The sequence below is a fragment of the Nocardioides sp. W7 genome (assembly GCF_022919075.1).
In the GTDB taxonomy this organism is placed as follows: domain Bacteria; phylum Actinomycetota; class Actinomycetes; order Propionibacteriales; family Nocardioidaceae; genus Nocardioides.
Window position 1 is genome coordinate 1,595,776 of the sequence record NZ_CP095078.1, and the last position, 25,315, is coordinate 1,621,090.

Annotated in this window: 18 protein-coding genes; 14 read left to right on the forward strand and 4 right to left on the reverse strand. The window is 70.5% G+C overall.

The features are described from left to right. The first annotated feature begins 93 nt into the window (after window positions 1–93). The 4 genes from nuoL to MUB56_RS07570 are packed head-to-tail and all read left to right on the forward strand — an operon-like array spanning window position 94 to window position 6,087. Window positions 94–1,953 carry an NADH-quinone oxidoreductase subunit L gene (gene nuoL / locus MUB56_RS07555; protein ID WP_244932364.1) on the forward strand — a complete coding sequence of 620 codons (1,860 nt, stop codon included), beginning with the start codon at window positions 94–96 and terminating at the stop codon, window positions 1,951–1,953. Further along, window positions 1,950–3,494, forward strand: a complete 1,545-nt coding sequence (locus tag MUB56_RS07560) for an NADH-quinone oxidoreductase subunit M (RefSeq protein WP_244931290.1) — start codon at window positions 1,950–1,952, stop codon at window positions 3,492–3,494. Before nuoL ends, MUB56_RS07560 begins: the two co-directional genes overlap by 4 nt. Then, window positions 3,494–5,083: an NADH-quinone oxidoreductase subunit NuoN gene (gene nuoN / locus MUB56_RS07565; RefSeq protein WP_244931291.1), complete on the forward strand. Its 1,590-nt coding sequence runs from the start codon at window positions 3,494–3,496 to the stop codon at window positions 5,081–5,083. The genes MUB56_RS07560 and nuoN overlap by 1 nt, the downstream gene beginning before the upstream one ends. Then, window positions 5,080–6,087, forward strand: a complete 1,008-nt coding sequence (locus MUB56_RS07570; protein ID WP_244931292.1) for a polyprenyl synthetase family protein — start codon at window positions 5,080–5,082, stop codon at window positions 6,085–6,087. The genes nuoN and MUB56_RS07570 overlap by 4 nt, the downstream gene beginning before the upstream one ends. Before the next feature lie 140 nt (window positions 6,088–6,227). Here MUB56_RS07570 and MUB56_RS07575 read toward each other — a convergent pair whose 3' ends face one another. Together MUB56_RS07575 and rarD are read right to left on the reverse strand one after the other, a co-directional pair. Beyond that, window positions 6,228–8,324, reverse strand: a complete 2,097-nt coding sequence (locus MUB56_RS07575) for a PhoX family phosphatase (protein ID WP_244931293.1) — start codon at window positions 8,322–8,324, stop codon at window positions 6,228–6,230. A 102-nt stretch (window positions 8,325–8,426) separates the two neighbouring features. Next, window positions 8,427–9,335 (reverse strand): EamA family transporter RarD, encoded by a 909-nt coding sequence (gene rarD, locus MUB56_RS07580; protein ID WP_244931294.1) that lies wholly within the window; start codon window positions 9,333–9,335, stop codon window positions 8,427–8,429. A gap of 262 nt (window positions 9,336–9,597) precedes the next feature. On the opposite strand from rarD, the gene MUB56_RS07585 reads away from it, so the two are divergent. Next, window positions 9,598–10,056 carry a hypothetical protein gene (locus tag MUB56_RS07585; protein ID WP_244931295.1) on the forward strand — a complete coding sequence of 153 codons (459 nt, stop codon included), beginning with the start codon at window positions 9,598–9,600 and terminating at the stop codon, window positions 10,054–10,056. A gap of 81 nt (window positions 10,057–10,137) precedes the next feature. Here MUB56_RS07585 and MUB56_RS07590 read toward each other — a convergent pair whose 3' ends face one another. Then, entirely contained in the window at window positions 10,138–11,220 is a 1,083-nt protein-coding gene (locus MUB56_RS07590) for a 2-oxoacid:ferredoxin oxidoreductase subunit beta (RefSeq protein ID WP_244931296.1), read from the reverse strand. Then, window positions 11,217–13,145 (reverse strand): 2-oxoacid:acceptor oxidoreductase subunit alpha, encoded by a 1,929-nt coding sequence (locus MUB56_RS07595; protein ID WP_280637376.1) that lies wholly within the window; start codon window positions 13,143–13,145, stop codon window positions 11,217–11,219. The genes MUB56_RS07590 and MUB56_RS07595 overlap by 4 nt, the downstream gene beginning before the upstream one ends. Before the next feature lie 370 nt (window positions 13,146–13,515). Here MUB56_RS07595 and MUB56_RS07600 point away from each other — a divergent pair, with 370 nt between their 5' ends. The 9 genes from MUB56_RS07600 to MUB56_RS07640 all read left to right on the forward strand — a co-directional run bounded on the left by MUB56_RS07600 (window position 13,516) and on the right by MUB56_RS07640 (window position 25,298). Continuing rightward, entirely contained in the window at window positions 13,516–14,592 is a 1,077-nt protein-coding gene (locus tag MUB56_RS07600; protein WP_244931297.1) for a sulfate ABC transporter substrate-binding protein, read from the forward strand. A gap of 38 nt (window positions 14,593–14,630) precedes the next feature. Next, window positions 14,631–15,470, forward strand: coding sequence for a sulfate ABC transporter permease subunit CysT (gene cysT / locus MUB56_RS07605; protein WP_244931298.1), 840 nt, complete (start codon window positions 14,631–14,633; stop codon window positions 15,468–15,470). Then, on the forward strand, window positions 15,463–16,302 hold the full coding sequence (locus MUB56_RS07610; protein WP_244931299.1) for a sulfate ABC transporter permease subunit: 840 nt from the start codon (window positions 15,463–15,465) through the stop codon (window positions 16,300–16,302). Before cysT ends, MUB56_RS07610 begins: the two co-directional genes overlap by 8 nt. After that, window positions 16,299–17,267 (forward strand): sulfate ABC transporter ATP-binding protein, encoded by a 969-nt coding sequence (cysA, locus tag MUB56_RS07615; RefSeq protein ID WP_244931300.1) that lies wholly within the window; start codon window positions 16,299–16,301, stop codon window positions 17,265–17,267. The genes MUB56_RS07610 and cysA overlap by 4 nt, the downstream gene beginning before the upstream one ends. Window positions 17,268–17,688: 421 nt before the next feature. Next, entirely contained in the window at window positions 17,689–18,714 is a 1,026-nt protein-coding gene (pstC, locus tag MUB56_RS07620) for a phosphate ABC transporter permease subunit PstC (protein ID WP_244931301.1), read from the forward strand. Next, window positions 18,711–19,847 (forward strand): phosphate ABC transporter permease PstA, encoded by a 1,137-nt coding sequence (gene pstA / locus MUB56_RS07625; protein ID WP_244931302.1) that lies wholly within the window; start codon window positions 18,711–18,713, stop codon window positions 19,845–19,847. The genes pstC and pstA overlap by 4 nt, the downstream gene beginning before the upstream one ends. Next, the gene (locus MUB56_RS07630) at window positions 19,844–21,556 is read left to right on the forward strand and encodes a substrate-binding domain-containing protein (RefSeq protein ID WP_244931303.1); all 1,713 of its coding nucleotides are present in this window, start codon (window positions 19,844–19,846) and stop codon (window positions 21,554–21,556) included. The genes pstA and MUB56_RS07630 overlap by 4 nt, the downstream gene beginning before the upstream one ends. Further along, window positions 21,553–24,381, forward strand: coding sequence for a hypothetical protein (locus MUB56_RS07635; RefSeq protein ID WP_244931304.1), 2,829 nt, complete (start codon window positions 21,553–21,555; stop codon window positions 24,379–24,381). Before MUB56_RS07630 ends, MUB56_RS07635 begins: the two co-directional genes overlap by 4 nt. Then, on the forward strand, window positions 24,378–25,298 hold the full coding sequence (locus MUB56_RS07640; protein ID WP_244931305.1) for a class E sortase: 921 nt from the start codon (window positions 24,378–24,380) through the stop codon (window positions 25,296–25,298). The genes MUB56_RS07635 and MUB56_RS07640 overlap by 4 nt, the downstream gene beginning before the upstream one ends. Window positions 25,299–25,315 lie beyond the last annotated feature (17 nt).

Sequence of the window (25,315 nt, forward strand, 5' to 3'; positions counted from 1 at the left end):
AGCCCGATGCATCTCATCTCCCCTGCGCTGGCGGTGGAGGGCGGCCACATCCCCGTGGTCGACCCGTCCGCCTCGACCGGCGTCTTCTCGCTGATGTGGCTGGTGGTCGCACTCCCGCTGCTGGGCGCTGCGATCCTGCTGCTCGGCGGCAAGGCCACCGACCGGTGGGGCCACCTGCTCGGCACCGCGACGTCGGCCGGCTCCTTCGTGATCAGCGTCGCGATGTTCGTGGCCCTGCTCGGTCGCGACGACACGGACCGGTCGGTGGGCCAGGAGCTGTACGACTGGATCGACGTCGGCGGCCTGCACGTCGGCATGGACCTGCTCTACGACCCGCTGTCGGCGCTGTTCCTGCTGCTGATCACCGGCGTCGGCTCGCTGATCCACGTCTACTCGATCGGCTACATGGAGCACGACCCGCGCCGGCGTCGGTTCTTCGGCTACCTCAACCTGTTCGTCGCCGCGATGCTGATGCTGGTCCTCGCGGAGAACTACCTGGCCCTGTTCCTGGGCTGGGAGGGCGTCGGCCTGGCGTCGTACCTGCTGATCGGCTTCTGGCAGCACAAGCCCTCCGCGGCGGCCGCCGCCAAGAAGGCCTTCGTGATGAACCGGGTCGGTGACATCGGCCTCGCGCTGGCCATCGCGCTGATGTTCGTCACCTTCGGCACCACGAGCTTCTCGGGGGTCAGCGAGCTGGCCTCGGGCGCCACCGAGAACACCCTGACCGCGATCGGCCTGCTGCTGCTCCTCGGTGCCTGTGGCAAGTCCGCCCAGGTGCCGCTGCAGGCCTGGCTGCTCGACGCGATGGAGGGCCCGACCCCGGTGTCGGCGCTCATCCACGCGGCGACCATGGTCACCGCCGGCGTCTACCTCGTGGTCCGCTCCAACTTCATCTTCGAGCTCGCCCCGAACGCCCAGACGGTGGTGGTCCTCGTCGCGACCGTCACGCTGCTGTGGGGTGCGATCCTCGGCTGCGCGAAGGACGACATCAAGAAGGTGCTGGCCGGCTCCACGATGAGCCAGATCGGCTACATGATGCTCGCCGCCGGACTCGGCGTCGCCGGGTACGCCTTCGCGATCCTGCACCTGCTGACGCACGGCTTCTTCAAGGCCAACATGTTCCTCGGCGCCGGCTCGGTCATGCACGGCATGAACGACGACGTCGACATGCGCCGGTACGGCGCGCTGCGGCACGCCATGCCGGTCACCTTCCTGACCTTCGCGATGGGCTACCTCGCGATCATCGGGTTCCCCGGCTTCTCGGGCTTCTGGTCCAAGGACAAGATCATCGAGACCGCGCTCGCCGAGAACTGGGTGGTCGGCGTGCTCGCCCTGCTGGGCGCCGGCATCACCGGCTTCTACATGACCCGGCTGATGCTGCTCACCTTCTTCACCGACAAGCGCTGGAAGGCCGACGTGCACCCGCACGAGTCACCGCGCGTGATGACCATCCCGCTGATCGTGCTCGCCGCCATGTCGGTGCTGTCCGGCGTCCTGCTCCTCGGTGACTGGGTCGTCGAGTGGCTGACCCCGGTGGTCGGCCACGCCGAGCACCACGACCCGCCGATCCCGGCGCTCGCGGTCACCGCCCTCGCCGTCCTGGTCGTCGCCTGCGGCGTCGCGGCCGCGTGGTTCCTGGTCGGCAAGCGCGAGGTCGCGCTGACCCCGCCCCAGGACGTCTCGTTCGCCACCAAGGCGGCCCGCAACGACCTGTACGGCGACGCGATCAACGACACCCTGGTCGTCCGGCCGGGTGCCGCCCTGACCCGCGCGCTGGTCCGCATCGACAGCAGCGGCGTCGACGGGGTGATGGCGGGCGGACCCGCCCAGGTCGCCGGCATCGCCGGGTTCCTCCGCCGGGCCCAGAACGGCTTCGTGCGCACCTACGCCCTGTCCCTCCTCGGCGGCGTCCTGCTCGTCGTCCTGGCCCTCCTGGCGGTGAACCTGTCATGAACGAGTTCCCCTGGCTCACCGTGCTGATCGCGGTGCCCCTCGTGGGTGCCGTGGTGGCGCCGTTCCTGCCGAAGACCAACCCGCTGCTGGCCAAGCAGTTCGGGGTCGCGGTCGCGGTCCTCACCCTCGCCGTCGGCGCGGCGATCGCCGCGCAGTACGACGTCGACGGCGGCATGCAGCTCGAGGAGCAGCACACCTGGATCGAGGCGTTCGGCGTCCACTACGCGCTCGGCGTCGACGGGCTGGGCCTGCTGCTGATCCTGCTCACCGCGCTGCTGGTGCCGATCGTGCTGGTCGCCGGCTGGCACGAGGGCGACGAGAGCCCGGCGGCGTTCGTCGGCTGGGTGCTCGCGCTCGAGGCGCTCTCGCTGGCCGTCTTCGCGGCCACCGACGTGTTCCTCTTCTACGTCGTCTTCGAGGCGACGCTGATCCCGGCGTACTTCCTGATCGGTGGCTTCGGCCGCGAGGGCCGCTCGGCCGCCGCGCTGAAGTTCCTGATGTTCCAGCTCGGCGGCGGTCTGGTGCTGCTCGGTTCGGTCGTCGGCCTGTACGTCGTCTCCGCCGACCAGGGCTCGCCGTCGTACCTGCTCTCCGACCTGGCCGAGCTCGACATCTCGACCGAGGCCGGCCGCTGGCTGTTCGCCGGGTTCTTCATCGCGTTCGCGATCAAGGCGCCGCTGTTCCCGGTGCACACCTGGCTGGCCGACACCACCGAGAAGGCCACGCCCGGCACCAGCGTGCTGCTGGTCTGCGTGCTCGACAAGATCGGCACCTTCGGGATGCTGCGGTTCTGCCTGGGGCTGTTCCCCGAGGCGTCGGAGTGGGCGACGCCGGTCGTCGTCGTACTCGCGCTGATCTCGATCGTGTACGGCGCGTTCGTGGCGATCGGCCAGGACGACGTGCTCCGCCTGATCGGTCTGACCTCGCTGAGCCACTTCGGCTTCATCACCCTCGGCATCTTCGTGTTCAGCACCCAGGGCGGCACCGGCTCGATCCTCTACATGGTCAACCACGGCCTCGGCACGGCCGCGCTGTTCCTGGTGGCCGGCTACCTGATCCGCCGCCGCGGCACCACGCTGATCAGCGAGATGGGCGGCCTGGAGAAGGCCACCCCGGTGCTCGCCGGCCTGTTCCTGGTCGCCGGCCTGGCGACCCTGGGCCTGCCGGGCCTGAGCCCGTTCGTCTCGGAGTTCCTGGTGATCCTGGCCGCCTTCGACTACCAGTGGTACGTCGGCGCGGTGGCGGTCACCGGCATCGTGCTGGCCGCGATCTACGTGCTGTGGATGTACCAGCGCACGATGACCGGCCCGACGGCGCCCGAGGTCGAGGGCACCAAGGACGCGAGTCTTCGCGAGGTCGCAGCCGTCGCGCCGCTGATGGTGGCGCTGGTGCTGTTCGGCTTCTACCCGGCGCCGCTGCTCGACGTCGCGAACCCGGCCGTCGAGTCGCTGCTCTCCCACGTGGGCGTGAGCGACGACCCGCCGACGGTCGACCATGCCGACGTCCCGCCGCACTCCTACGACGAAGGGGAGGCTCACTGATGGACTTCACCAAGCCCACCATCGAGTACGCCGAGCTCTCGCCGATCCTGATCGTCTTCGGTGTGGCCATCCTCGGCGTGCTCGTCGAGGCGTTCCTGCCCCGCGAGCGCCGCTACCTCAGCCAGGTCGTGCTGTCCTCCGTCGGCCTGGTCGCCGCGCTGGCCGCCACGGTGTGGGTCGGCGTCGACCTGGCGAAGGTCGGCGACGGTGCGGCCCGCGGGCTGGTCGCTGCCGAGGGCACGATCGTCGTCGACGGCCCGAGCGTCTTCATCTGGGGCCTGATCCTGGTCTTCGCGATCGGTGGCGTGCTGCTGTTCGCCGAGCGTCGGCTCGAGGCGGGGGTCTCCGCGTTCGCCGGCCAGGCCGCCGCGCTGCCCGGCACCGAGGCCGAGCGCCAGGCGTCCACCCGCGGCCTGGACCACACCGAGGTCTACCCGCTGCTGATGTTCGCCGTCGGCGGCATGCTGCTCTTCCCGGCGGCCAACGACCTGCTGACCATGTTCGTCGCGCTCGAGGTGCTCTCGCTGCCGCTCTACCTGCTGTCCGGGCTGGCCCGTCGGCGTCGGCTGCTCAGCCAGGAGGCGGCGCTCAAGTACTTCCTGCTCGGCGCCTTCTCCTCCGGCTTCTTCCTCTACGGCGTGGCTCTCGTGTACGGCTACGCGGGCTCCATGCAGCTGGAGCGGATCGACGCGGCGGTGCGCGGCGACGTGGACAACCAGGTGCTGCTCTACATCGGGATGGGCATGCTGGCCGTCGGCCTGCTGTTCAAGGTCGGTGCGGTGCCGTTCCAGTCCTGGACCCCCGACGTCTACCAGGGTGCTCCGACCGCCGTGACGGCGTTCATGGCCGCGGGCACCAAGATCGCGGCCTTCGGCGCCCTGCTGCGGCTCTTCTACGTCGCCTTCGGCGCGGACCGTTGGAACTGGCAGCCGATGCTGTGGATCGTCGCGATCCTCACCATGCTGGTGGGTGCCGCGCTCGCGATCGTGCAGACCGACGTCAAGCGGATGCTGGCGTACTCCTCGATCGCGCACACCGGCTTCCTGCTGACCGGCGTCCTGGGCGTGCAGAGCGCCACGGAGCTGTCCGACGGCGAGATCACCTCCCTGCAGGCGGTGCTGTTCTACCTGACGACGTACGGCTTCGCGACGATCGGCGCGTTCGCCATCGTGACCCTGGTCCGCGACTCGGGCGGCGAGGCGAACGCCATCGAGCGCTGGACCGGCCTCGGTCGCCGGTCCCCGCTGATCGGGGGGATCTTCGCGTTCTTCCTGCTCTCGTTGGCCGGCATCCCGCTGACCGCGGGCTTCGTCGGCAAGTGGGCGGTCTTCACCGTCGCCCTGTCGGCCGGCGCGTGGCCGGTGGTGCTCGTCGCGATCGTGTCGAGCATCATCGCGGTCTACTTCTACGTCCGCTTCATCCGGCTGATGTTCTTCACCGAGCCCGAGGGTGAGGTGGCGAGCGTGACCAGCCCGTCGGTGCTGACGTCGGCGACGATCCTGGTCGGCCTCGTCGGAACCGTCGTCCTCGGCCTCGTGCCCGGCCCTGTTCTCGATCTCGCGGCCCATGCTGGACAATTCATCAGGTGACTCCACAGCACGGCAGCAACCTCGCACTTCCGGTGACCGACCCTGCACTCGAGGAGCGGCTGACGGCGCGACTGGTTGAGGTCGAGAAGGCCCTGTACAGCCACGTCCAGAGCCGGTTCCCCTACGTCACCGAGGCCGCCAGCCACCTGCTCGACGCGGGCGGCAAGCGGTTCCGGCCGTTGCTGGTGCTGCTCGCGGCCGAGGCCGGTGACCGTCCCGGCGCCGACGAGGTGGTCACCGCCGCCTGCGTCGTGGAGATCACCCACGTCGGCTCGCTCTACCACGACGACGTCATGGACGAGGCCGCGCTGCGCCGCGGTGCCGACTCCGCGAACGCCCGCTGGGACAACCACGTCGCGATCCTGACCGGCGACTTCCTGTTCGCCCGCTCCTCGGAGCTGACCGCGACGCTCGGCGCCGACGCGGTCCGGATCCAGGCCGAGACGTTCACCCGGCTCGTCGAGGGCCAGATCCTCGAGACCGTGACCCCCGGTCCGGACGAGGACCCGCTGGCCCACTACCTCGACGTCGTCGCCGGCAAGACCGGCTCGCTGATCGCCACCTCGGCCCGCTACGGCGCCCGGTTCGGCGGCGCGAGCCGCGAGGTCGAGGAGGCGTTGGCGGCGTACGGCGAGATCGTCGGCTCGGCCTTCCAGCTCTCCGACGACATCCTCGACATCGCCTCCGAGTCCGCGGAGTCGGGCAAGACGCCCGGCACCGACCTGCGCGAGGGGGTGCCGACGCTGCCGGTGCTGATGGCGCGGGCCTCGACCGACCCGGCCGACACCCGGCTGCTGGAGCTGCTCGGCACCGACCTCACCGACGACGACCGGCACGCCGAGACGCTCGACCTGCTGCGCAAGCACCCCGCGATGGACGAGGCGCGTGCCTACGTCGTCGCCCGGGCCGAGGAGGCCAAGGCGCGCCTCTCCGTCCTTCCCGCGGGCCCGGTCCGGGCCGCCCTGGAGTCCTTCGCCGACGTCGTGGCGGTCCGCTCCGCCTAGGCTCACCAAAGACACACCGCCGGAAGGAACCGCGCACCCGTGCGAGGTCGACTACCGGGACACGCGATCGGCGCAGATCCCCGGCGGAGGCCGGGAATCTGCGCCGACTCAGCGGGGTCGGTCGGTGGATCTGCGCCGACTCAGCGGTCCTGGTAGGCGACGACCACCGAGGGGCGGGGGAAGGCGTCGGTGTGCGGCCAGGTGCTGGCGGGGGACTCGAAGGTCGCGACGTCGACCTCTCCGGGGTGCTGGACCGCGATGAAGAGTGACCGGCCGTCGGGGGAGATGAGCGGCCCGCACGCCTCCGCACCGAGCGGCACGGTGGCGAACTGCTGGACATGACCGCGGGAGCGGCCCGCGACCGGCACCCGGAAGACGCCGTCGTTGGAGCCGAGCACGTTGCCGTCGGTGGAGATCCAGAGGTTGCCGGCCGGGTCGAAGGCGACGTTGTCCGGGCAGCTGATCGGGCTGACCTGGGACTTGTCGAAGCCGCCGAAGTAGGTCTCCTGCGCCGCCGGGTCGCCGCAGACGAGGAAGAGGTTCCAGGCGAACGTCTTGGCGGCGTGGTCGTCGCGGGCCTCGGTGAACTCGAGGACGTAGCCGTTGCGGTTGCCCGACTGGGTCCGCAGCGGCGCTCCGAGCGCCGGCCGGGTCTGCGACGACGTGAGCGGATTGGCCTCGTCGGCCGGCTGCGAGGCGCTGCCGCGGTTGGAGTTGTTGGTGAGCGCGAGGTAGACCTTGCCGTTCACCGGGTTGGGCTCGACGTCCTCGGGCCGGTCCATCCTCGTCGGCGACACCTTGTCGGCCGCGAGCCGGGTGTGGATGAGCACCTCGGCCACGCTCATGCCGGGCACGTACGACCTGGTGTCCGACGCGAGCGGGATCCACGTCCCGGTGCCGTCGTACACGCCGTCCGCGGTGCCGTCGCCCGTGAGCTTCGCGACGTACAGCGTCCCGTGCTCGAGCAGCGTCAGGTTGTGCGCCTTGGCCCGACGGGTCTTGCGCGGGTCGAAGCGGTCACGGGAGACGAACTTGTAGAGGTAGTCACCGCGCTCGTCGTCGCCCAGGTAGGCCACCGCGCGGCCGTCACGCGCTATCGCCACGTTGGCACCCTCGTGCTTGAACCGACCGAGCATGGTGTGCTTGCGCGGGGTCGAGTCGGGGTCGGTCGGGTCGAGCTCGACCACCCAGCCGAACCGGAACGGCTCGTGCGGGTCGGTGGTGAGGTCGAAGCGCGGGTCGACGGACGACCAGCCCCGGCCGCTGCCGCTGATGCCGTAGCGGGCGTACGACGCGGCGTACGCCGGGTCGAGCGGACCGGACGCGTCGAAGTACTGGTTGAAGTTCTCCTCGCCCGACAAGACCGTGCCCCAGGGGGTGGTGCCGCCGGCGCAGTTGTTGAGCGTGCCGAGGACCTTCCGGCCGGTCGGGTCCGAGGTCGTCCGCAGCTGCCGGTGGCCGGCCGCGGGGCCGGTGAGCTCGAACTCGGTGTCGATCGTGATCCGGCGGTTCTGCCGCGACCGGCGCGGGTCGACCGGGACCCAGGAGCCCCGGGAGCGGCCCGGCGCGACGCCCAGGACGGACATGCCGTGGTTCTGCATCTCGATGCGGATCTTGGTCGCGTCGTCGTAGACGCCGGCGGGGAACATCAGGTCCGCAGTCGTGTACTCGTGGTTGACCACGAGCAGCATCCGGCCGGAGCGGTCGCCGGGGTGCACCAGCCCGACGTAGTCGCAGTTGAACCCGAACTGCTTGGCCGCCGCCTCCGGCGTCTGCCGCCAGGCGTTGAAGCGGGGGGCGCCGGCGACGACGGGGTCGCCCCAGCGGGCGACCACGTGGTGGCGGAAGCCGTCGGGGACGACGATCGCGTCCTGCTTGTTCGGGGGCACGGAGGTGAACGTCGCACGCGACAGCTGGCCGGAGGGCCTGTGCCCGGGGCGACCACCGTGGCCGTGCCCGGCTGCGGCCTCGCCGGCGGTGAAGCCGCCGACGAGCAGCGCGCCGACGCCGACCGCCGCGCCCTGCAGGACGGAGCGGCGCTGCACCACCTTGCTGATCTCCTCGCGCACGTGGCTGTTGGCGGAGGTGTTGGGCTCCGGGTGGTCGCAGGCGTTGCCGCAGCGGTGCAGGCAGGTCATCCGGCTGCGCGACCCGTGCGGGCCGGAGGGGAGGAGGGGGAGGGTACGGCGGGCGGGCGCCGGCGTCTCGTCGGGCAGGTGTCCGGGCGTAACTGACATGCGTCGTCCTCGAGTCGATCCGTCAGGGGGCATGCGCACGCTAGGGATGAGAGGTGAGGCGACGGGGTGCGTCGGGTGACGGGCCGGTGAACGACCTTGTGGTCAGGCCGCGCTGGCCTCGACCGCGAGCCGCAGCTGACGCCGCCGGTGGCCGATGGCCTCGACGGTGAAGAGGGCCAGGGCGATCCAGACCAGCACGAACCCTGCCCACCGCCCGGCGGGCATGTCCTCGTGGTACCACAGCACCCCGAGGGCGAACTGGAAGATCGGCGCGAGGTATTGCAACAGCCCGAGGGTCACCATGGACACGCGCGTCGCGGCCGCGCCGAAGCAGATCAGCGGCACCGCGGTGACGACACCGGCGGAGGCGAGGAGCAGGCTGTGGCCGAGACCGTCCGATGCGAAGGTGGACCCTCCGCTCATGACGAGCCACACCAGGTAGGCGCCGGCCAGTGGCGCGAGCAGCAGTGACTCGAGCGCGAGGGACTCGACGGCCCCGGCGTTCGCGGTCTTCTTGGCAAGTCCGTAGACGCCGAACGAGCACGCGAGCACGAGCGCGACCCACGGGAGCCGGCCGTAGTCCCAGGTGAGGACGGCGACCGCGAGCGTCGCGATCCCGACCGCCACCCACTGCTGGCGGCGAAGCCGCTCACCGAGCAGCACCACGGCGAACAGCACCGTGACGAGCGGGTTGATGAAGTAGCCCAGCGACGTCTCGACGACCTTGCCGTTGTTGACGCCCCAGATGTAGGTGCACCAGTTCACCGCGAGCACCGAGGCGGCCACGGTGAGCACGAGCAGGGTCCGGCGGTCGGCGACCAGTGCGCGGAACTGCGAGGTCCGGTGGAGCACCAGCACCAGGACGCCCATGACCAGCGCGGACCACACGATCCGGTGGGCGAGGATCTCGACCGCGCCGGCGGGCTCCAGCAGCGGGAAGTAGAGCGGGAAGACGCCCCACATGGTGTACGCGGCGACGCCGAAGAAGAATCCCCGCCGTTGCTCCGCCACGGGGGCAGACTAGCAACGGTAAGGAGCAATTCGGCACTTGACCCCTTCGCGCCGGCCGGTTCGAGGAGCGGGAAGTACCGTGGGAACGCGTCCCAGATGAGGTACGCCGCAAACCCCAGCCTCAGCCCGCGCCGCGACTCCACCGTGCCAGCACGGGGTCGGGCCGGACCCCTGCCCGATTCCGTGCGGAGTTTGGTGCCGCCGTGGAGCGGGCACGGGGTCTGATGTCCATCGTCGCTGATCTCGAGGGGAAACTCGTCCCATGCGCACGCACCGTCTCCTGGCCGCCCTGCTCGGCCTCGCCCTCCTGGGCCTGACGCCGCTGACGTTCTCGTCGTCGGCCGTCGCGGCCCCGGCCGGGTCGTCCGGCGCGGTCGCGGCCGCCGCCCCCGTCGTACCGCTCGCCGCCCGCGCCAAGCTCCCCCGCGAGCTCAACGACCGCAGCGTCAGGCGGGGCAGCTCCTGGTTCATCAAGGGCCGGGTCAGCCCCGAGGGGTCGCGCAAGGTCGTCGTCTTCAAGCGCAAGCTCGGCCCGCACAAGGCCTGGCGCACCTGGAAGCGGGTCCGGGCCGACCGCAAGGGTCGTTTCGTGGTGCGGGTCGCCTTCCCGAGCGGCACCCGGTCCACCTGGTTCTACAAGGGCGCGGTCAAGAGCACCGCGAGGTACCAGGCCGCGCGCACCGACAAGATCTACACGGCCTGCCGCCGCGCGCGCTGCTAGAGACGTCCTGGACGCGACCGAGGCCCGGCCCCCGCAGGGGGACGGGCCTCGGTGCTTGTCGCGGAGCCGGTGGGCTGGGTCTCAGACCACGGTCCAGGTGTCGCCGCCGCCGATCAGGGCGGCCAGCCGCTCGGTGGGCGTGCCGGGGGTGGCCTCGCTCGCCGAGGTGACCTGGGCGCGGGCCTGGTCGTCGTACGTCGGGCGAGCGACCTGGCGGAAGATGCCGATCGGCGTCTGGTTGAGGTAGCCCATGTCGGTGAGCCGCGAGATGGCGAACGCCTGCGAGGGGTCGGGGTTCGCGGCGTCGTGGACGAGCAGGGCGTCGGTCCCCACATCGGCGACCTCGACGATCTTGACGCCGCCGGACGAGTTGTCGCGGACCAGGCCCTTGGTGCCACCGCTGAACGTGATCGGCTCCCCGTGGACCAGGGGGATGATCGCGTCGGCCTTGGTGTCGTTGTTCTTGATCGCGTCGAAGGCACCGTCGTTGAAGATCGGGCAGTTCTGGTAGATCTCGACCAGCGAGGTGCCGCGGTGGGCGGCGGCGGCCGAGAGCACCGAGGTGAGGTGCTTGCGGTCGGAGTCGATGGTCCGGGCGACGAACCCGGCCTCGGCGCCCAGGGCGAGGGAGACGGGGTTGAAGGGGTGGTCGACCGAGCCCATCGGCGTCGACTTGGTGACCTTGCCGGCTTCCGAGGTGGGGGAGTACTGGCCCTTGGTGAGGCCGTAGATCCGGTTGTTGAACAGCAGGATCGTCATGTTCACGTTGCGACGCAGCGCGTGGATCAGGTGGTTGCCACCGATCGAGAGCGCGTCGCCGTCTCCGGTGACGACCCAGACCGAGAGGTCCGCGCGGGCGGTGGCGATCCCGGTCGCGATCGACGGCGCGCGGCCGTGGATCGAGTGCATGCCGAAGGTGTCGAGGTAGTACGGGAACCGGCTGGAGCAGCCGATGCCGGAGACGAAGACGATGTTCTCGCGGCGCAGGCCGAGCTCGGGCAGGAAGCCCTGGACGGCCTTCAGGACGGCGTAGTCGCCGCAGCCGGGGCACCAGCGGACCTCCTGGTCGGAGGTGAACTGCTTGGCGGTCTGCGCCTCGTCGGCGCTCGGGACGTCCTCGACGCCGGAGCGGACGCCGGGGAAGGGAAGCTGTTCGGTGCTCATTCGGAAACCTCCTGGGTGGAGCTGGTGGTGAGGTCGACGACGATGCCCTCGGCGTCGGCGACCAGCGCACCGACCGCCTCGGCGAGCTGGGCCGCCTTGATGGGCATGCCGTTGACCTGGTTGTAGCCGATGGCGTCGACGAGGTACCTGGCCCGGATCAGCAGCGAGAGCTGGCCGAGGTTCATCTCGGGGATCAGCACCTTGTCGTAGCGGGCGAGGATCTCGCCCAGGTCCTTCGGGAACGGGTTGAGGTGGCGCAGGTGCACCTGGGCGACGTTGAAGCCGGCCTTGCGAACCCGGCGGGCGGCCGCGCCGATCGGGCCGTACGTCGAGCCCCAGCCCAGCACGCAGACCTTGGCCGCACCCGAGGGGTCGTCGACCTCCAGCGGCGGCAGCGAGTCGGCGATTCCGTCGATCTTGGCCTGACGGGTGCGGACCATCAGCTCGTGGTTGGCCGGATCGTAGGAGATGTTGCCGTGCCCGTCGCCCTTCTCCAGACCGCCGATGCGGTTCTCCAGGCCGGCGGTGCCGGGGACGGCCCACGGACGGGCCAGGGTCTCCTCGTCTCGCAGGTAGGGCCAGAAATCCGTCGTGCCGTCCGCCTTGGTGTGGTTGTGCTCGGTGGCGAAGGCGGGGTCGATGGCGGGGAGCGAGTCGACGTCCGGGATGGCCCACGGCTCGGAGCCGTTGGCCAGGTAGCCGTCGGAGAGCAGCAGCACCGGGGTGCGGTAGGTGATGGCGATCCGGGCGGCCTCGACGGCGGCGTCGAAGCAGTCGCCGGGGGACTGGGCGGCGACGATCGGGACCGGCGCCTCGCCGTTGCGGCCGAACATCGCCTGCAGCAGGTCGGCCTGCTCGGTCTTGGTGGGCAGCCCGGTCGACGGACCGCCGCGCTGGACGTTGACCACCAGCAGCGGGAGCTCGGTCATCACGGCCAGCCCGATCGCCTCGGACTTCAGCGCGACACCGGGGCCCGAGGTCGAGGTGACGCCGAGCGAGCCGGCGAACGACGCGCCGATCGCGGCACCTACGCCGGCGATCTCGTCCTCGGCCTGGAAGGTCGTGATGCCGAACGACTTGTGCTTGCTCAGCTCGTGGAGGATGTCGGAGGCCGGGGTGATCGGGTAGGTGCCGAGGAAGACCGGCAGGCCCGACTGCACGCCGGCGGCCACCAGGCCGTACGCCAGCGCCAGGTTGCCGGAGATGTTGCGGTAGGTGCCGGCCTGCTGGGGCGCGGGCTTGATCTCGTAGGACACCGCGAACGTCTCGGTGGTCTCCCCGAAGTTCCAGCCGGCCTTGAACGCGGTGATGTTGGCGTCGCGGATGTCGGGCACCCGCGCGAACCGCTTGGTGAGGAAGGCCGTCGTCGACTCGGTCGGGCGGCCGTACATCCACGACAGCAGGCCGAGGGCGAACATGTTCTTCGCCCGGGCCGCGTCCTTGCGCGACAGCCCGAACTCCTTGACCGCCTCCACCGTCATCCCGGTCAGGTCGACCGGGTGCACGGTGAACTCGCCCAGCTGGCTGCCCGCGTCGCCGAGCGCGTCCAGGGGGTTGGCGTCGTAACCCGCCTTGGTCAGGTTGCGGGCCGTGAAGTCGTGGGTGTCGACGATGATCTGCGCGCCCTTGGGCAGGTCGGCCAGGTTGGCCTTCAGGGCCGCCGGGTTCATCGCCACCAGTACGTCGGGCGCGTCGCCGGCGGTCAGGATGTCGTGGTCGGCGAAGTGCACCTGGAACGACGAGACGCCTGGGATGGTCCCCTGGGGCGCCCGGATCTCGGCCGGGAAGTTCGGCAGCGTCATCAGGTCGTTGCCGAACACCGCCGACTCCGACGTGAACCGGTCACCCGTCAGCTGCATGCCGTCACCGGAGTCACCCGCGAACCGGATGATCACCCGGTCGAGCTGCTTGACCTGCTTGGACACCTGGGGCCCACTTCCTTGCTCTGCCGAACACGCTCGTGCGTTTTACGGACGATTGTTGACCGATAACATGTCGATCCTACTGGCGATCACAGTCGAAACTGGAACCTGTTCCAGTTTCGATGCTATGGCCCACTCTGTCCACGATAGAGACCCCCACCTGGCGGACCGAAGGCGTCTCCCGTGCTGGACCTGAGACGACCGATGAAATATACGATATCGGAATGCGATCCGCGAGGTCGCGCGTCCCGTTCCGGGCGGTATCGCGACACGATGCGGACCGTGGTGCGCATCGACTCCTAAGTCGAGTACTCTGGGCGAGATTAGTAATAAGGCCGGTTCGATGGGCCGGCTCGACGAAGGGTGCAGAAGGATGAAGACCAAGCGCGTGGTGGCGGTTCTCGCCACCGGAATCATGGCTCTCGGCCTCGCGGCGTGCGGCGGCTCCAGTTCCGGGGACGACGGGGAGACGATCAACATCGTCGGCTTCGCCGTTCCCGAGGCCGCCAACAAAGCGATCGCCACCGAGTTCAACAAGACCGATGCCGGCAAGGACGTCCGGTTCAAGACGTCGTACGGCGCCTCCGGCGACCAGAGCCGCGCCGTCGCGGAGGGTCTCGACGCCGACTACGTCCACTTCTCGGTGGCGACCGATGTCGCCCGCCTCGTCGACGCCGGCCTGGTCGAGACGTCGTGGAACCAGGGTCCCAACAAGGGCATCGTGTCGTCCTCGATCGTCGTGCTCGGTGTGCGCGAGGGCAATCCGAAGAACATCCAGGGCTGGGACGACCTGGTGAAGCCGGGCGTCGGCATCGTGACCGCGAACCCCGCCTCCTCAGGTGCCGCGCGCTGGAACGCGCTGGCGGCGTGGGGCCACATCACCGAGAACGGCGGCACCGAGGCCGAGGCGACCGAGTTCGTCAACGAGTTGTTCGCCAATGTCGTCTCGCTGACCGGCTCCGGCCGTGACGCGACCACGAGCTTCCTCCAGGGCAACGGCGATGTGCTGCTCGCCTACGAGAACGAGGCGATCCTCGCCAACCAGCAGGGTGAGGGCTTCGATTACGTGATCCCGGAGACCACGATGCTGATCGAGAACCCGGGCGCGATCCTCGAGGACGCCAGCGCTCCGTCGCAGGACTGGCTCGACTTCGTGCTCAGCGAGGAGGGTCAGCGCCAGTTCGCGCTGAGCGGCTTCCGGCCCGTCAACACCGCTGAGCCGGGCACCGTCGACTTCGCTGCGGTCGGTCTCGAGCCGTCCGACATCGAGGGGGCGGCCGACCCGGAGGACCCGTTCCCGGCGGTCGCGAACCTGCTGACGCTCGACAACAACTTCGGCGGCGGCGACTGGAGCGGCGTCGCTGACAAGCTCTTCGGTACCGGCGAGGACGGCCAGTCGCTGGGCATCGTCACCGACGCGATCGCGAAGTCCGGCAAGGCCTCCGAGTAGTCCGCGGTCCGAGCGACCGAGATTCACGCGAGGGTGCCATGAGCGTGCATATCGAGGCCGTACGTCCGGCCGCCGCCCGGCGTACGCCGACCCACAACCTGACCCGGACGTCCGGGATCGGGCTGGGGGTGACCATGATCTGGTTCAGCCTGCTCGTTATCATCCCGCTCGCTGCTGTCGTAGCCACGGCAGCAGCGGGCGGATGGGACGGGTTCTGGCGAGCCATCTCCAATGAGCAGACCGCAGCCGCCATCCGGGTCACCGTGACGGCAGCGTTCGCCGTGACGCTCGTCAACATCGTGATCGGGACGATGGTCGCGTGGGTCCTCGTCCGGGACCGGTTCCCGGGCAAGGGCCTGCTCGAGCTCGTCATCGACATCCCGTTCGCGCTGCCGACGATCGTCGCGGGCCTGGTCCTGCTCTCCCTGTACGGCAACGACAGTCCGCTGGGACTCCACTTCGCCAACACGCAGTGGTCGATCTACCTGGCGTTCCTCTTCGTCACCCTGCCCTTCATCGTGCGGACGGTGCAGCCGGTGCTGGAGGAGCTGGACCAGGAGGTCGAGGAGGCGGCTGCCTCGCTCGGTGCCAGCAGGTTCACCACGTTCCGGCGGATCATCCTGCCGGCGCTGGTGCCGGCGATCGCGGCGGGAGCGGCGCTGTCGTTCGCACGCGCGGTCGGCGAGTACGGCTCGCTCGTGCTCCTGTCCGGCAACCTCCCCTTCGAGTCGGAGGTGACGTCGGTGCGGATCCTCAGCGCGATCGAGAACGACAATCGGGCGTCCGCCGCGTCGATCGCGACGCTGCTGCTGCTGATCTCGCTCGCCGTGATCATCGTGCTCGACCTCGTCCAGCGAAGGGTGGCGCGACGTGGCTGAGCGACACCGCTACCCCAAGAGCCCCACGACGTACCTGATCCGGACCGTCGTGATCGCCTATCTCGTGCTGCTCGTCGTGTGGCCGGTCGCGCTGGTCGTCACCAACACCTTCGAGAACGGCGGCGAGGCGATGCGCAGCATCGTCGAGGACCCCGACATGGTGGCCGCGTTGCGGCTGACGGCGATCGCGGCGGTCATCGCGACGGCGATCAACACGGTCTTCGGGGTGACCATGTCGTTGCTGCTGGTGCGCAACGAGTTCCCCGGCAAGCGCGTGGTCAGCTCCCTGCTCGACCTGCCACTGTCGGTCTCGCCGATCGTGGTCGGCCTGGCGCTCGTGCTCGTGTACGGCGGGCGCAACGGCTGGATGGGGCCGACGCTGGAGAGCTGGGGCTTCCAGGTCATCTTCTCGACGCCCGGCATCATCATGGCGACGGCGTTCGTCTCCCTCCCCCTCGTCATCCGCGAGGTCGTGCCGGTGCTCCAGGAGCTCGGTGTCGAGCAGGAGCAGGCGGCGTACAGCCTGGGCGCCAGCGGCGCGCAGACGTTCTGGCGGATCACCCTGCCGAGTATCAAGTGGGCCGTCATCTACGGCGTCGTGCTCACGCTGGCCCGGTCGCTCGGCGAGTTCGGTGCGGTCAAGGTCGTCTCCGGCAACGTGCTCGGAGAGACCCGGACGGCCACCCTCGCGGTCGAGGAGAAGTACCTCAACTTCGACCAGCAGGGTGCCTACGCGATCGCCTTCCTGCTCGCCAGCGTCTCCGTGGTCGCCATCCTCGTGGTCTTCCTGCTGCGCTCGCGCGAGACCCGCCTCGAAAGGTCCAGAACATGAGTATCGACGTCTCCGGCGTCTCGAAGCGCTACGGCGACTTCGTCGTCCTCGAGAACATCAACCTCTCGCTGCCGAAGGGGCAGCTCACCGCACTGCTCGGCCCGAGCGGCGGCGGCAAGACCACGCTGCTGCGGATCATCGCCGGCCTCGAGTCCCCGGACAGCGGGTCGGTCGTGATCGAGGGCAAGGACGCCACCAGGCTGCCGGTCCAGAAGCGCAACGTGGGGTTCGTGTTCCAGCACTACGCGGCGTTCAAGCACCTGTCCGTGGCCCGCAACGTCGCCTTCGGTCTGGAGATCCGCAAGCGGCCCAAGGCCGAGATAGCGGCGCGCGTCGACGAGCTGCTCAAGCTCGTGCACCTGTCGCAGTTCTCGCACCGGCTGCCGGCACAGCTCTCCGGCGGCCAGCGACAGCGCATGGCGCTGGCGCGGGCGCTCGCGGTCGAGCCGACCGTCCTGCTGCTCGACGAGCCGTTCGGGGCGCTCGACGCCAAGGTGCGCAAGGAGCTGCGCGACTGGCTCCGGCGCCTGCACGACGAAGTCCACGTGACCACCGTCTTCGTGACCCACGACCAGGAGGAGGCCCTCGAGGTCGCCGACGAGATCGTCGTCATCAACGAGGGCCGGGTCGAGCAGGTCGGCACCCCCGACCAGCTCTACGACGAGCCGGCGAACGACTTCGTGATGAGCTTCCTCGGCGAGGTCACCAGCCTCCACGGCCAGCTCGTGCGACCGCACGACATCGAGGTCTCCGCGACCCCGGTCGGGGGCGGGGTCCCCGGCACCGCGACCCGGGTGCTGCGCATCGGCTTCGAGGTGCGGGCCACGGTCGCCACCGACGCCGGTGACGTCACGGTCGTGATGACCCGGACCCATGCCCGCTCGGTCGGGCTGGAGCAGGGCGCGCGGGTCTGGCTGACGGCGGTCGCCGGCGCCACCATGGTCGCGCCGCTGACGGCGGGCTGAAGGCATGACTCTCTAGTCGGAAGCGCCTGCTGCGGCGCCGACGAGAGAGACATGCCTCGCCCCGCCGTACCCACGAACGGCCACCCGTCTGAGGAGATTGCACCCCTCCTCAGGCGGGTGGTCCTGCCCGAGTGTCTACCGGAGTCCACCTGATCCGGGCCGAGGAGTTCTAGACCTCCCGGCCAAAGGGCTACCAGTTCCATGAACTTTGAGTACTTTGTGGCTCGCGCGTTCCCGCGCCTCCGATCGACCGCCCGCCTGAGGGGATTGCACCCCTCCTCAGGCGGGCGGTCTCTTTTGTGGACCGGGCTAGACCAATCCGTCAAAATCCAATCAATCTGATCGACTTTCAGTACCTTGCTCTCGGACAAGAAGGGTGCCGGTCCTGGCCGTGCCCTGCGACAACCGAGGAACGGATGCGATGACTGCGGTGCCCGAGCTCGTGGAGGACGTCTCCGAGGAGGACCGCCCCCGCGTCATCCGGAGCCGCGAGTCGCTGCAGGACCGTCTCTACCTCAACGCGGTCCGGGCGACCGGGCTGCTCGTGCTCGCGATCGTCTCCTCGATCGGCATCTTCCTGGGCGTTCAGTCGATCCCGACGCTGCGCCACTACGGCTTCGGCTTCTTCACCGAGTCCCGCTGGCTGCCCAGCCAGGACATCATCGGCATCGCCGCCGTGGTGGTCGGCACCATCGAGGTGGCCCTGCTCGCGCTCGTCGTCGCCGTCCCGCTGTCGGTGCTGACCGCGCTGTTCATCTCCGACTGGGCGCCGGCGCGGCTGCGGCCGAGCCTGATCCGGCTGGTCGACATGATGGCCGCCGTCCCCGGCATCGTCTTCGGGCTCTGGGTGCTGTTCGTCATCCAGCCGCACGCCACCGAGGTGGCCCACTGGCTCAGCAAGCACCTCGGCTGGTTCCCGCTCTTCCACGTGCGCACCGACGTCGACTACCCGATCTGGAACCAGCTGCCGGGCTACCCGTCGTACGCCGGCTCGGCGTTCATCGCGGCCATCGCGGTCTCGATGATGATCTTCCCGATGGCCACCTCGGTGATGCGCGAGGTCTTCTCCGAGGCGCCGGTCAACGAGAAGGAGGCGGCCCTCGCCCTCGGGGCCACCCGCTGGGCGATGGTGCGCACCGTGGTGCTGCCCTTCGGTCGCAGCGGCATGGTGGGCGGCACCATGCTCGCGCTCGGCCGGGCGCTCGGCGAGACCATCTCGGTGGTGCTGGTCATCTCCCAGACCTTCGAGATCAAGCCCTACGTGCTCGAGGCGGGCACCTCGACGATCTCCTCGCTCATCGCGTCCAGCTTCAAGGAGGCGTCGGCCGCCCAGCTGTCCGCGCTGCTCACCGCGGGCTTCGTGCTGTTCTGCATGACGCTGGTCGTCAACAGCTTCGCCGCGGTCATCGTCTCCCGCTCGCGTGGCCGGGAGGTGACGGACCTGTGACCCAGACCGCTACCCGGCCGCCGGGCCGGCGGCGGCGCGAGCCGGCCCCGATCCCTGCGCCGGTCGCTCCCGTGCCGCCCGCCCCGGTCGTCGACGAGGACGTGCGGCGTCCGAGCGCGCGCACCCGTGAGGACCTGCAGACCCTCGGGGGCGCCGCCGCCGCCTCGCTCGCGACCACCTGGCTCTTCTACACCCGGATCCTCCCGTTCGAGGGAGCGGTCGGCTTCGTCATCGTCGGGTACGCCGTGTTCGTCGTCTTCTACGCCGGCCTGACCGGGCTGACCCAGCCGCGTGAGGTGGTCGTCGACCGGGTGGTCACGACGGCCGTGATCGCCGCGCCCACCCTGATCGGCCTCGCGCTGGTCAGCGTGGTGGTGATGACGGTCTGGAAGGGGCTGCCGGCGCTGACCCATGCGAACTTCTACACCTCCGACATGGCCGGGGTGCGCGCCGACGACCCGTTCACGAGGGGCGGCATCCTGCACGCCATCGTCGGCACCCTGATCGAGGTGGCCATCGCGGTCAGCATCGCGATGCCGCTCGGTGTCGCGTCGGCGGTCTACATCTCCGAGGTGGGAGGCCGGCTGGCCGACCTGGTCCGCACGGTCATCGAGGCGATGACCGCGCTGCCCTCGATCGTGGCCGGCCTGTTCATCTACACGATCTGCCTGGTCTACCTCGGCATGCCCACCAGCGGCCTCGCCGCCGCGTTCGCGCTGGCGGTGATGGCGCTGCCGATCATGGCGCGGGCCAGCTTCGTCGTCCTCGGTGTCGTGCCCGGCGGTCTGCGCGAGGCGTCGTACGCCCTGGGCGCGGGGAAGTGGCAGACGGTCTGGCGGGTCGTCCTCCCGACGGCCAAGCCCGGCCTCGCGACCGCGCTGATCCTCGGCATCGCCCGCGCCGTGGGCGAGACCGCCCCGGTGCTGCTGACCTCCGGCGCCTCGACGTACTTCAACGCCAACCCGGTCCAGGACCCGATGAACTCGCTGCCGCTGTTCATCTACGCCGCCGTCCAGACCGGCAACCCCCAGATGGAGGAGCGCGCGTACGCCGCGGCGACCGTCCTGCTGGCCGTCGTCCTCATCCTGTTCGTCCTGGCCCGGCTCGTCGCCGGCGGAAAGAAGTCCCGATGACCTCCTGCCTGCCCCGGCTGCGCCGAGCGGTCGCGATCCTGCTCGCGTTCCACGTCGCCCTGCTCGCCGGTCCCAGCGGCGCCAGCGCCGCGCCGTCGTACGCCCTGGTCCAGGGGTCGGGCTCCTCGTGGGCCGCCAACGCGGTCAACCAGTGGGTCGCCGACGGCAACTCCAAGGGACTGAAGGTCGTCTACACCGCCAATGGCGCCGCCCAGGGGCGCAAGGACTACGCCAACAAGTCCACCGACTTCGGGGTGACCGACTCGCCCTACCGCGGCAAGGACCCGACGACCGGTGCCACCGACTCGCCCCTGGGCCGCTCGTTCGCCTACCTGCCGGTGGTGGCGGGGGGCACGTCGTTCCCGTACCACGTCGAGGTCGGCGGGAAGATGGTCCGCAACCTGCGGCTCTCGGGCGAGACGGTCGCGAAGATCTTCACCAACCAGATCAGCAACTGGAACGACCCCGCGGTGACCCAGGACAACAACGGCCGGGCGCTGCCGTCGATCCCGATCATCCCGGTCGTGCGGGCCGACGGTGCGGGCATCACCAACCAGTTCACGACCTGGATGGTCAGCCAGTACCCCGCCCAGTGGCAGGCCTGCAACGGCGGCAAGCTCGCACCGACCGACTACTTCCCGGTCAACTGCGGCCAGACCCGCGGCCAGCAGAAGGCGCAGTCGGGCTCGGACGGAGTCATGAACTACGTCAAGAGCAAGGGCGCCAACGGTGCGATCGCCATGGAGGAGTACTCCTACCCGCTGATGGCGCGCTACCCGGTGGCCAAGGTGCTGAACAAGGCCGGCTACTTCACCCTGCCCACCCAGTACAACGTCGCGGTCGCGCTCACGGCCGCCGAGATCAACGACGACCCGAACGACCCGAACTACCTGACCCAGAAGCTCGACAAGGTCTACGTCAACGCCGACAAGCGCACCTACCCGCTGTCGTCGTACGTCTACGCGATCATCCCGACGGCCGCCGACGACTCGCGGATGACCACGGCCAAGCGGCAGACGATCGTCGACTTCCTCAAGCAGTCGATCTGCGAGGGCCAGGCGACGATCGGGCGGATCGGCTACTCCCCGCTCCCGATCAACCTGGTCCAGGCCGGCTTCACCCAGGTCAACAAGCTCCAGCTGGCCGACAGCAAGGTCCAGTTCGACGCGTCGATCATCCAGAACGTCAAGAACTGCCACAACCCGACCTTCGTCGCCGGCAAGCCCGCCGAGAACCACCTCGCCAAGATCGCGCCGTTCCCCGCCGACTGCGACCGGCCGGGACAGGGGCCGTGCGCGGACGGCGTGGGGGCCTTCAACGAGAACCCGGACGAGAACGGGCAGGTGCCCGCGGACACCAAGGGCGGCAAGGGCGGCAAGCCCGGTGCCGGAGCGGGCGGCGGAGCCGTGGCACCCACGGCGCCCGCCGCCAGTGGGGGAGCGGCTCCGGTCGCTGCCGACAGCGATGGGGACGGCCTGCTCGACGTGCCGCAGGCCGGGGTCGACCCGGTCGTGTCCGGCGAGCCCGGCGCCGACGGCGGCACCACCGGCGCCGCGACGGCTCCGGTGGTGGCCACCACGCTCGACGCCGACGGCTCCGCCGGGTCCCGCGGGGTTCTCGTCGTCCTCGTGGTCGGCCTGTTCCTCGGTGCGCTGGTCGTGCCGGCGACCGTCGGCCAGGTCCTCGGGCGACGGCGAGGCCGTCGATGAGCGCCCCCCGCCGACGCGTCTCGCGGGTGATGTTCGCCGGGGCGCTGCTGTTCGCGACCGTGGCGGCGGTGCTGCCGCTGGTCCAGGCCCCGGCAGGCGCGGTCACCGGCTCGGCGGTGACGAAGACCGTGACGGCGACTCGGGCGTTCATCGACCAGGACGGCACGCGCACCGAGGTCAGCCGCAAGGAGGTCACGCTCTCGGTCTCCGAGACCGCTCACCTGCGCGGTCGGCAGGAGATCCACGTCTCCTGGTCCGGCGCGGTCCCCACCGGCGGTGTCGTTGGCGACCCGAACGCCTCCGAGGGCCGCAACCAGGAGTACCCCTTCGTGCTGCTGCAGTGCCGGGGCCTGGACATCACGGGCACCGTCCCGCAGGGGCAGGACCGGTTGACCCCGGAGACCTGCTGGACCCAGACCGCTGCCGAGCGCTACCTCGCGGCGGCGTCCCAACTCCCTTCCTGGCGCTTCGACGCCTTTGCGCCCGCCGCCGAGCGGGCCGCCGTCGTCGGCCAGCCGGACCCGCTGCCCACGGCCTGTGCCGGCCTCAGCGATCCGCTCACCGCTCGGTGGCTGCCCTTCCGGGCCGCCGGGGGCGAGGTCTACTACGGCGGTCCCGACCCGGCGGAGGGGTGCATGGCCCTGCCCCCGGAGTCCGACAGCGCCGAGAGCGGCGGGGTGCCGAGCAACACGACGTACGGCATCACCGGCACCGACGGGCGCGGAGAGGCGGACTTCGCGGTCTGGACGGGCGCCGAGAACGCGTCCCTGGGCTGCTCGGCGACCGTGGCGTGCTCGCTCGTCGCGGTCCCCGTCGTCGGGCTGAGCTGCGACGCCTGGGGCCACGCACTGCCCGACGGCGAGCACCAGACGACCAAGGCCGGAGTGCCGCTGAGCGACCAGCAGCTCACCACCGCCGACACGAACTGCCGGCGCACCGGTGCCTACGAACCCGGCGTCCCCAGCTCGAGCGAGACGCCCGACCAGGCGGTGCGCGGCAACCTGTGGTGGTCGGCGTCGAACTGGCGCAACCGGATCAGCGTCCCCCTCGACTTCGCCGTGACCGGCGACGTCTGCGACGTCGTGGGCAAGGAGGCGCCGCTGGAGCTGATGGGCTCGGTCGTGCTCAACGAGCTCACCGCGTCCTGGCAGCCGGCGTTCTGCACGACCAAGTCGCTGTTCGGCTTCACCCACGTCCAGCAGTCCGACGCCCTGGCGCGCGACCTGGTCGAGTCCGGCGAGGCCGAGGCGGCGCTCAGCTCGGCGCCGCCGGAGGACGGGTACGTCCGACCGGTCGCCCAGGCGCCGGTCGCCCTCGGGGGCTTCGCCATCGCCTTCACGATCGACGATCCGGCCAAGCAGCGGCGCGAGCAGCTGAACCTGAACGCGCGGCTGGTCGCCAAGCTGCTCAGCGCGTCGTACCCGGCTGCGGCTGTCGTGCGCGACAACCACGACAGCATCGGCACCAACCCGCTCAACATCACCCTGGACCCGGAGTTCCAGGCCCTGAACCCGGGCCTCCCCCGCAACTCCTCGCTCGAGGCCGCCGCGGCGCTGCAGGTCTTCTCCGCGAGCACCGACCTCGTCTGGGCCCTGACGTCGTGGCTAGACGCCGACCCGGAGGCCCGCGCCTGGCTGGACGGCTACGCGGACCCGTGGGGGATGAAGGTCAACGAGGCCTACCGGCGCCTGGAGCTGCCGGTCGACAACTGGCCGCTGCTCGACGAGTTCGTCGCGCCGAAGTGGTACCAGGACCAGAACCGATGCTACGAGAACAGCCCGACCCCGTTCCTGCAGCTGGTGGCCAACCCGCCGTCGAACCTCGGCGCCGTACTGCTGAACATGCAGTACAGCAACTCCGCGGTCTCGACGGTCTGCCGCTTCGACGGCAACGACCTGACCACGCTGCCGCTGCGCCAGCAGGGCCGTCAGCCGGTCGGCTACCGGTTCGTGCTCGGCCTGGTCTCGGTGTCCGCGGCGGAGCGCTACAACCTGCGGACGGCAGCGCTGCAGACCACCTCCACGGTGAAGCCGGCCCAGACCTTCGCCGACGCGTCGGGCCGCACCTTCGTCCGGCCCGACACCGCGGGACTCCGTGCCGCGGCGGACCTGCTGAGGGCGGACAAGGCCGCCGGCACCTGGCGACTCGCCTACGACCAGCTCGACACGGAGGGCGGCGCTGCCGCCTACCCCGGAGCCCTGCCGGTCTATGCCGTCATCGGGACCAGCGGCCTGGACGACAGCACCGCGACCCGGTTCGCGAAGCTGCTCTGCTACTCCCACACCCGGGGCCAGCGCGCGGGCACGGCCAACGGGCAGCTGCCCGCGGGCTATCTCCCGGTGACCGCCGCCAACGGGCTCGGGGCCGAGCAGGACTACGTGCTCAGTGCGGTGGCCGCGGTACGGGCCCAGGACGGAGCAGTCCCGGCGCTCGATGCGCCCTCGCCGGAGCGGGACGAGGTGTGTGACTTCTCCCGGGTGAAGCCGGCCGCCTCGCCGACTCCCACAGCAGAGCCCTCGGCTCCGGCGGCGGCGACTCCGAGCGCCCCGCCCGCCGCGGTGCCGGCCGTCCCCGCCCCGGCGGTGCCGGTCCCGACCGCCCCGGTCCCCGCGGCAGTGCCTTCGGGCAGTGCGGTACCGGTCGTCGAGGCGGCCACCGTGGCGACCGCCGGGCAGTCGTCGGACCTGGGTCGGCTCGGGATCCCGTTCCTGCTGCTGCTCGCCATCGCGAGCGCGCTGGCCGGCACCGTGCTGCGTTGGTCCGAGGAGCTCGCCGTGGCCGGCCGGGCGGCCTGGGCCGAGGCGCGCCGTTGGCGGCGTAGATGAGCACGGTCGAGTCGGTCGCGCGTCGTACGACCCTGCACCCGGGCGAGGTCGACGCCTCGCCGCCGCCGGGGCGGGACGAGGAGAGCGGTCGCCGGATCTCCTCGCAGGTCCTGATCGGGGTCTCGCTCCTGGTGACCTGGCTCCTGGTCTACCTGTTCGGGCTGAGCGGGCTCGAGCAGGGGCAGTCCCAGAGCGCGCTGTACGACCGGCTGCGCACCGAGCTGGCCGAGGGGACCGCGCCGACCGGTGCGCCGATCGAGCCCGGCAGCCCGGTGGCGCTGCTCTCCGCCCCGGCGGCCGGCATCGAGGACCTGGTGGTCGTCGAGGGCAGCAGGCCGAGCCAGCTGCAGGACGGTGCCGGCCACGTGCTCGGCAGCGTGCTCCCCGGTCAGCAGGGCGTCAGCATGGTCGCCGGCCGGTCGCTGAGCTTCGGTGCTCCGTTCGCGCGGATCGCCGAGCTCCCCCTGGGCGCTCCGCTCACGGTGACCACCGGCCAGGGGGTCTTCAGCTACGAGGTGGTCGGTGCCCGGACCGACGGCGACCCCACCCTGCCGGCTCCCGCAGCCGGAGCGGCACGGCTGACACTGGTGACCGCCTCCCGTGGGGGCGGCCTGGGCGGGCTGCAGCCGAAGGAGACCGTCTACGTCGACGCGGCGCTCGCCGAGGGCGCCGTCGCGCCCGGCCCCGTCTCGACCAAGGACACCGCGGTCGAACTGATGTCGACCCGGACCGACACCACGACCCTGGCCCTGCTGGCCCTGTCCCTGCAGGTCCTGGTGATCGCGCTCGTGGGGTTCGCCTGGTCCTGGACGTCCTGGTCCCGGGCCGCGACCTGGATCGCGGGGGCACCCTGCGTCCTGGCCGCGCTGTGGCTCGCCACCTCCGTCGCCTCTCGCCTCCTCCCGGCGCTCATCTGAGCGTCCCGTCCACTGTC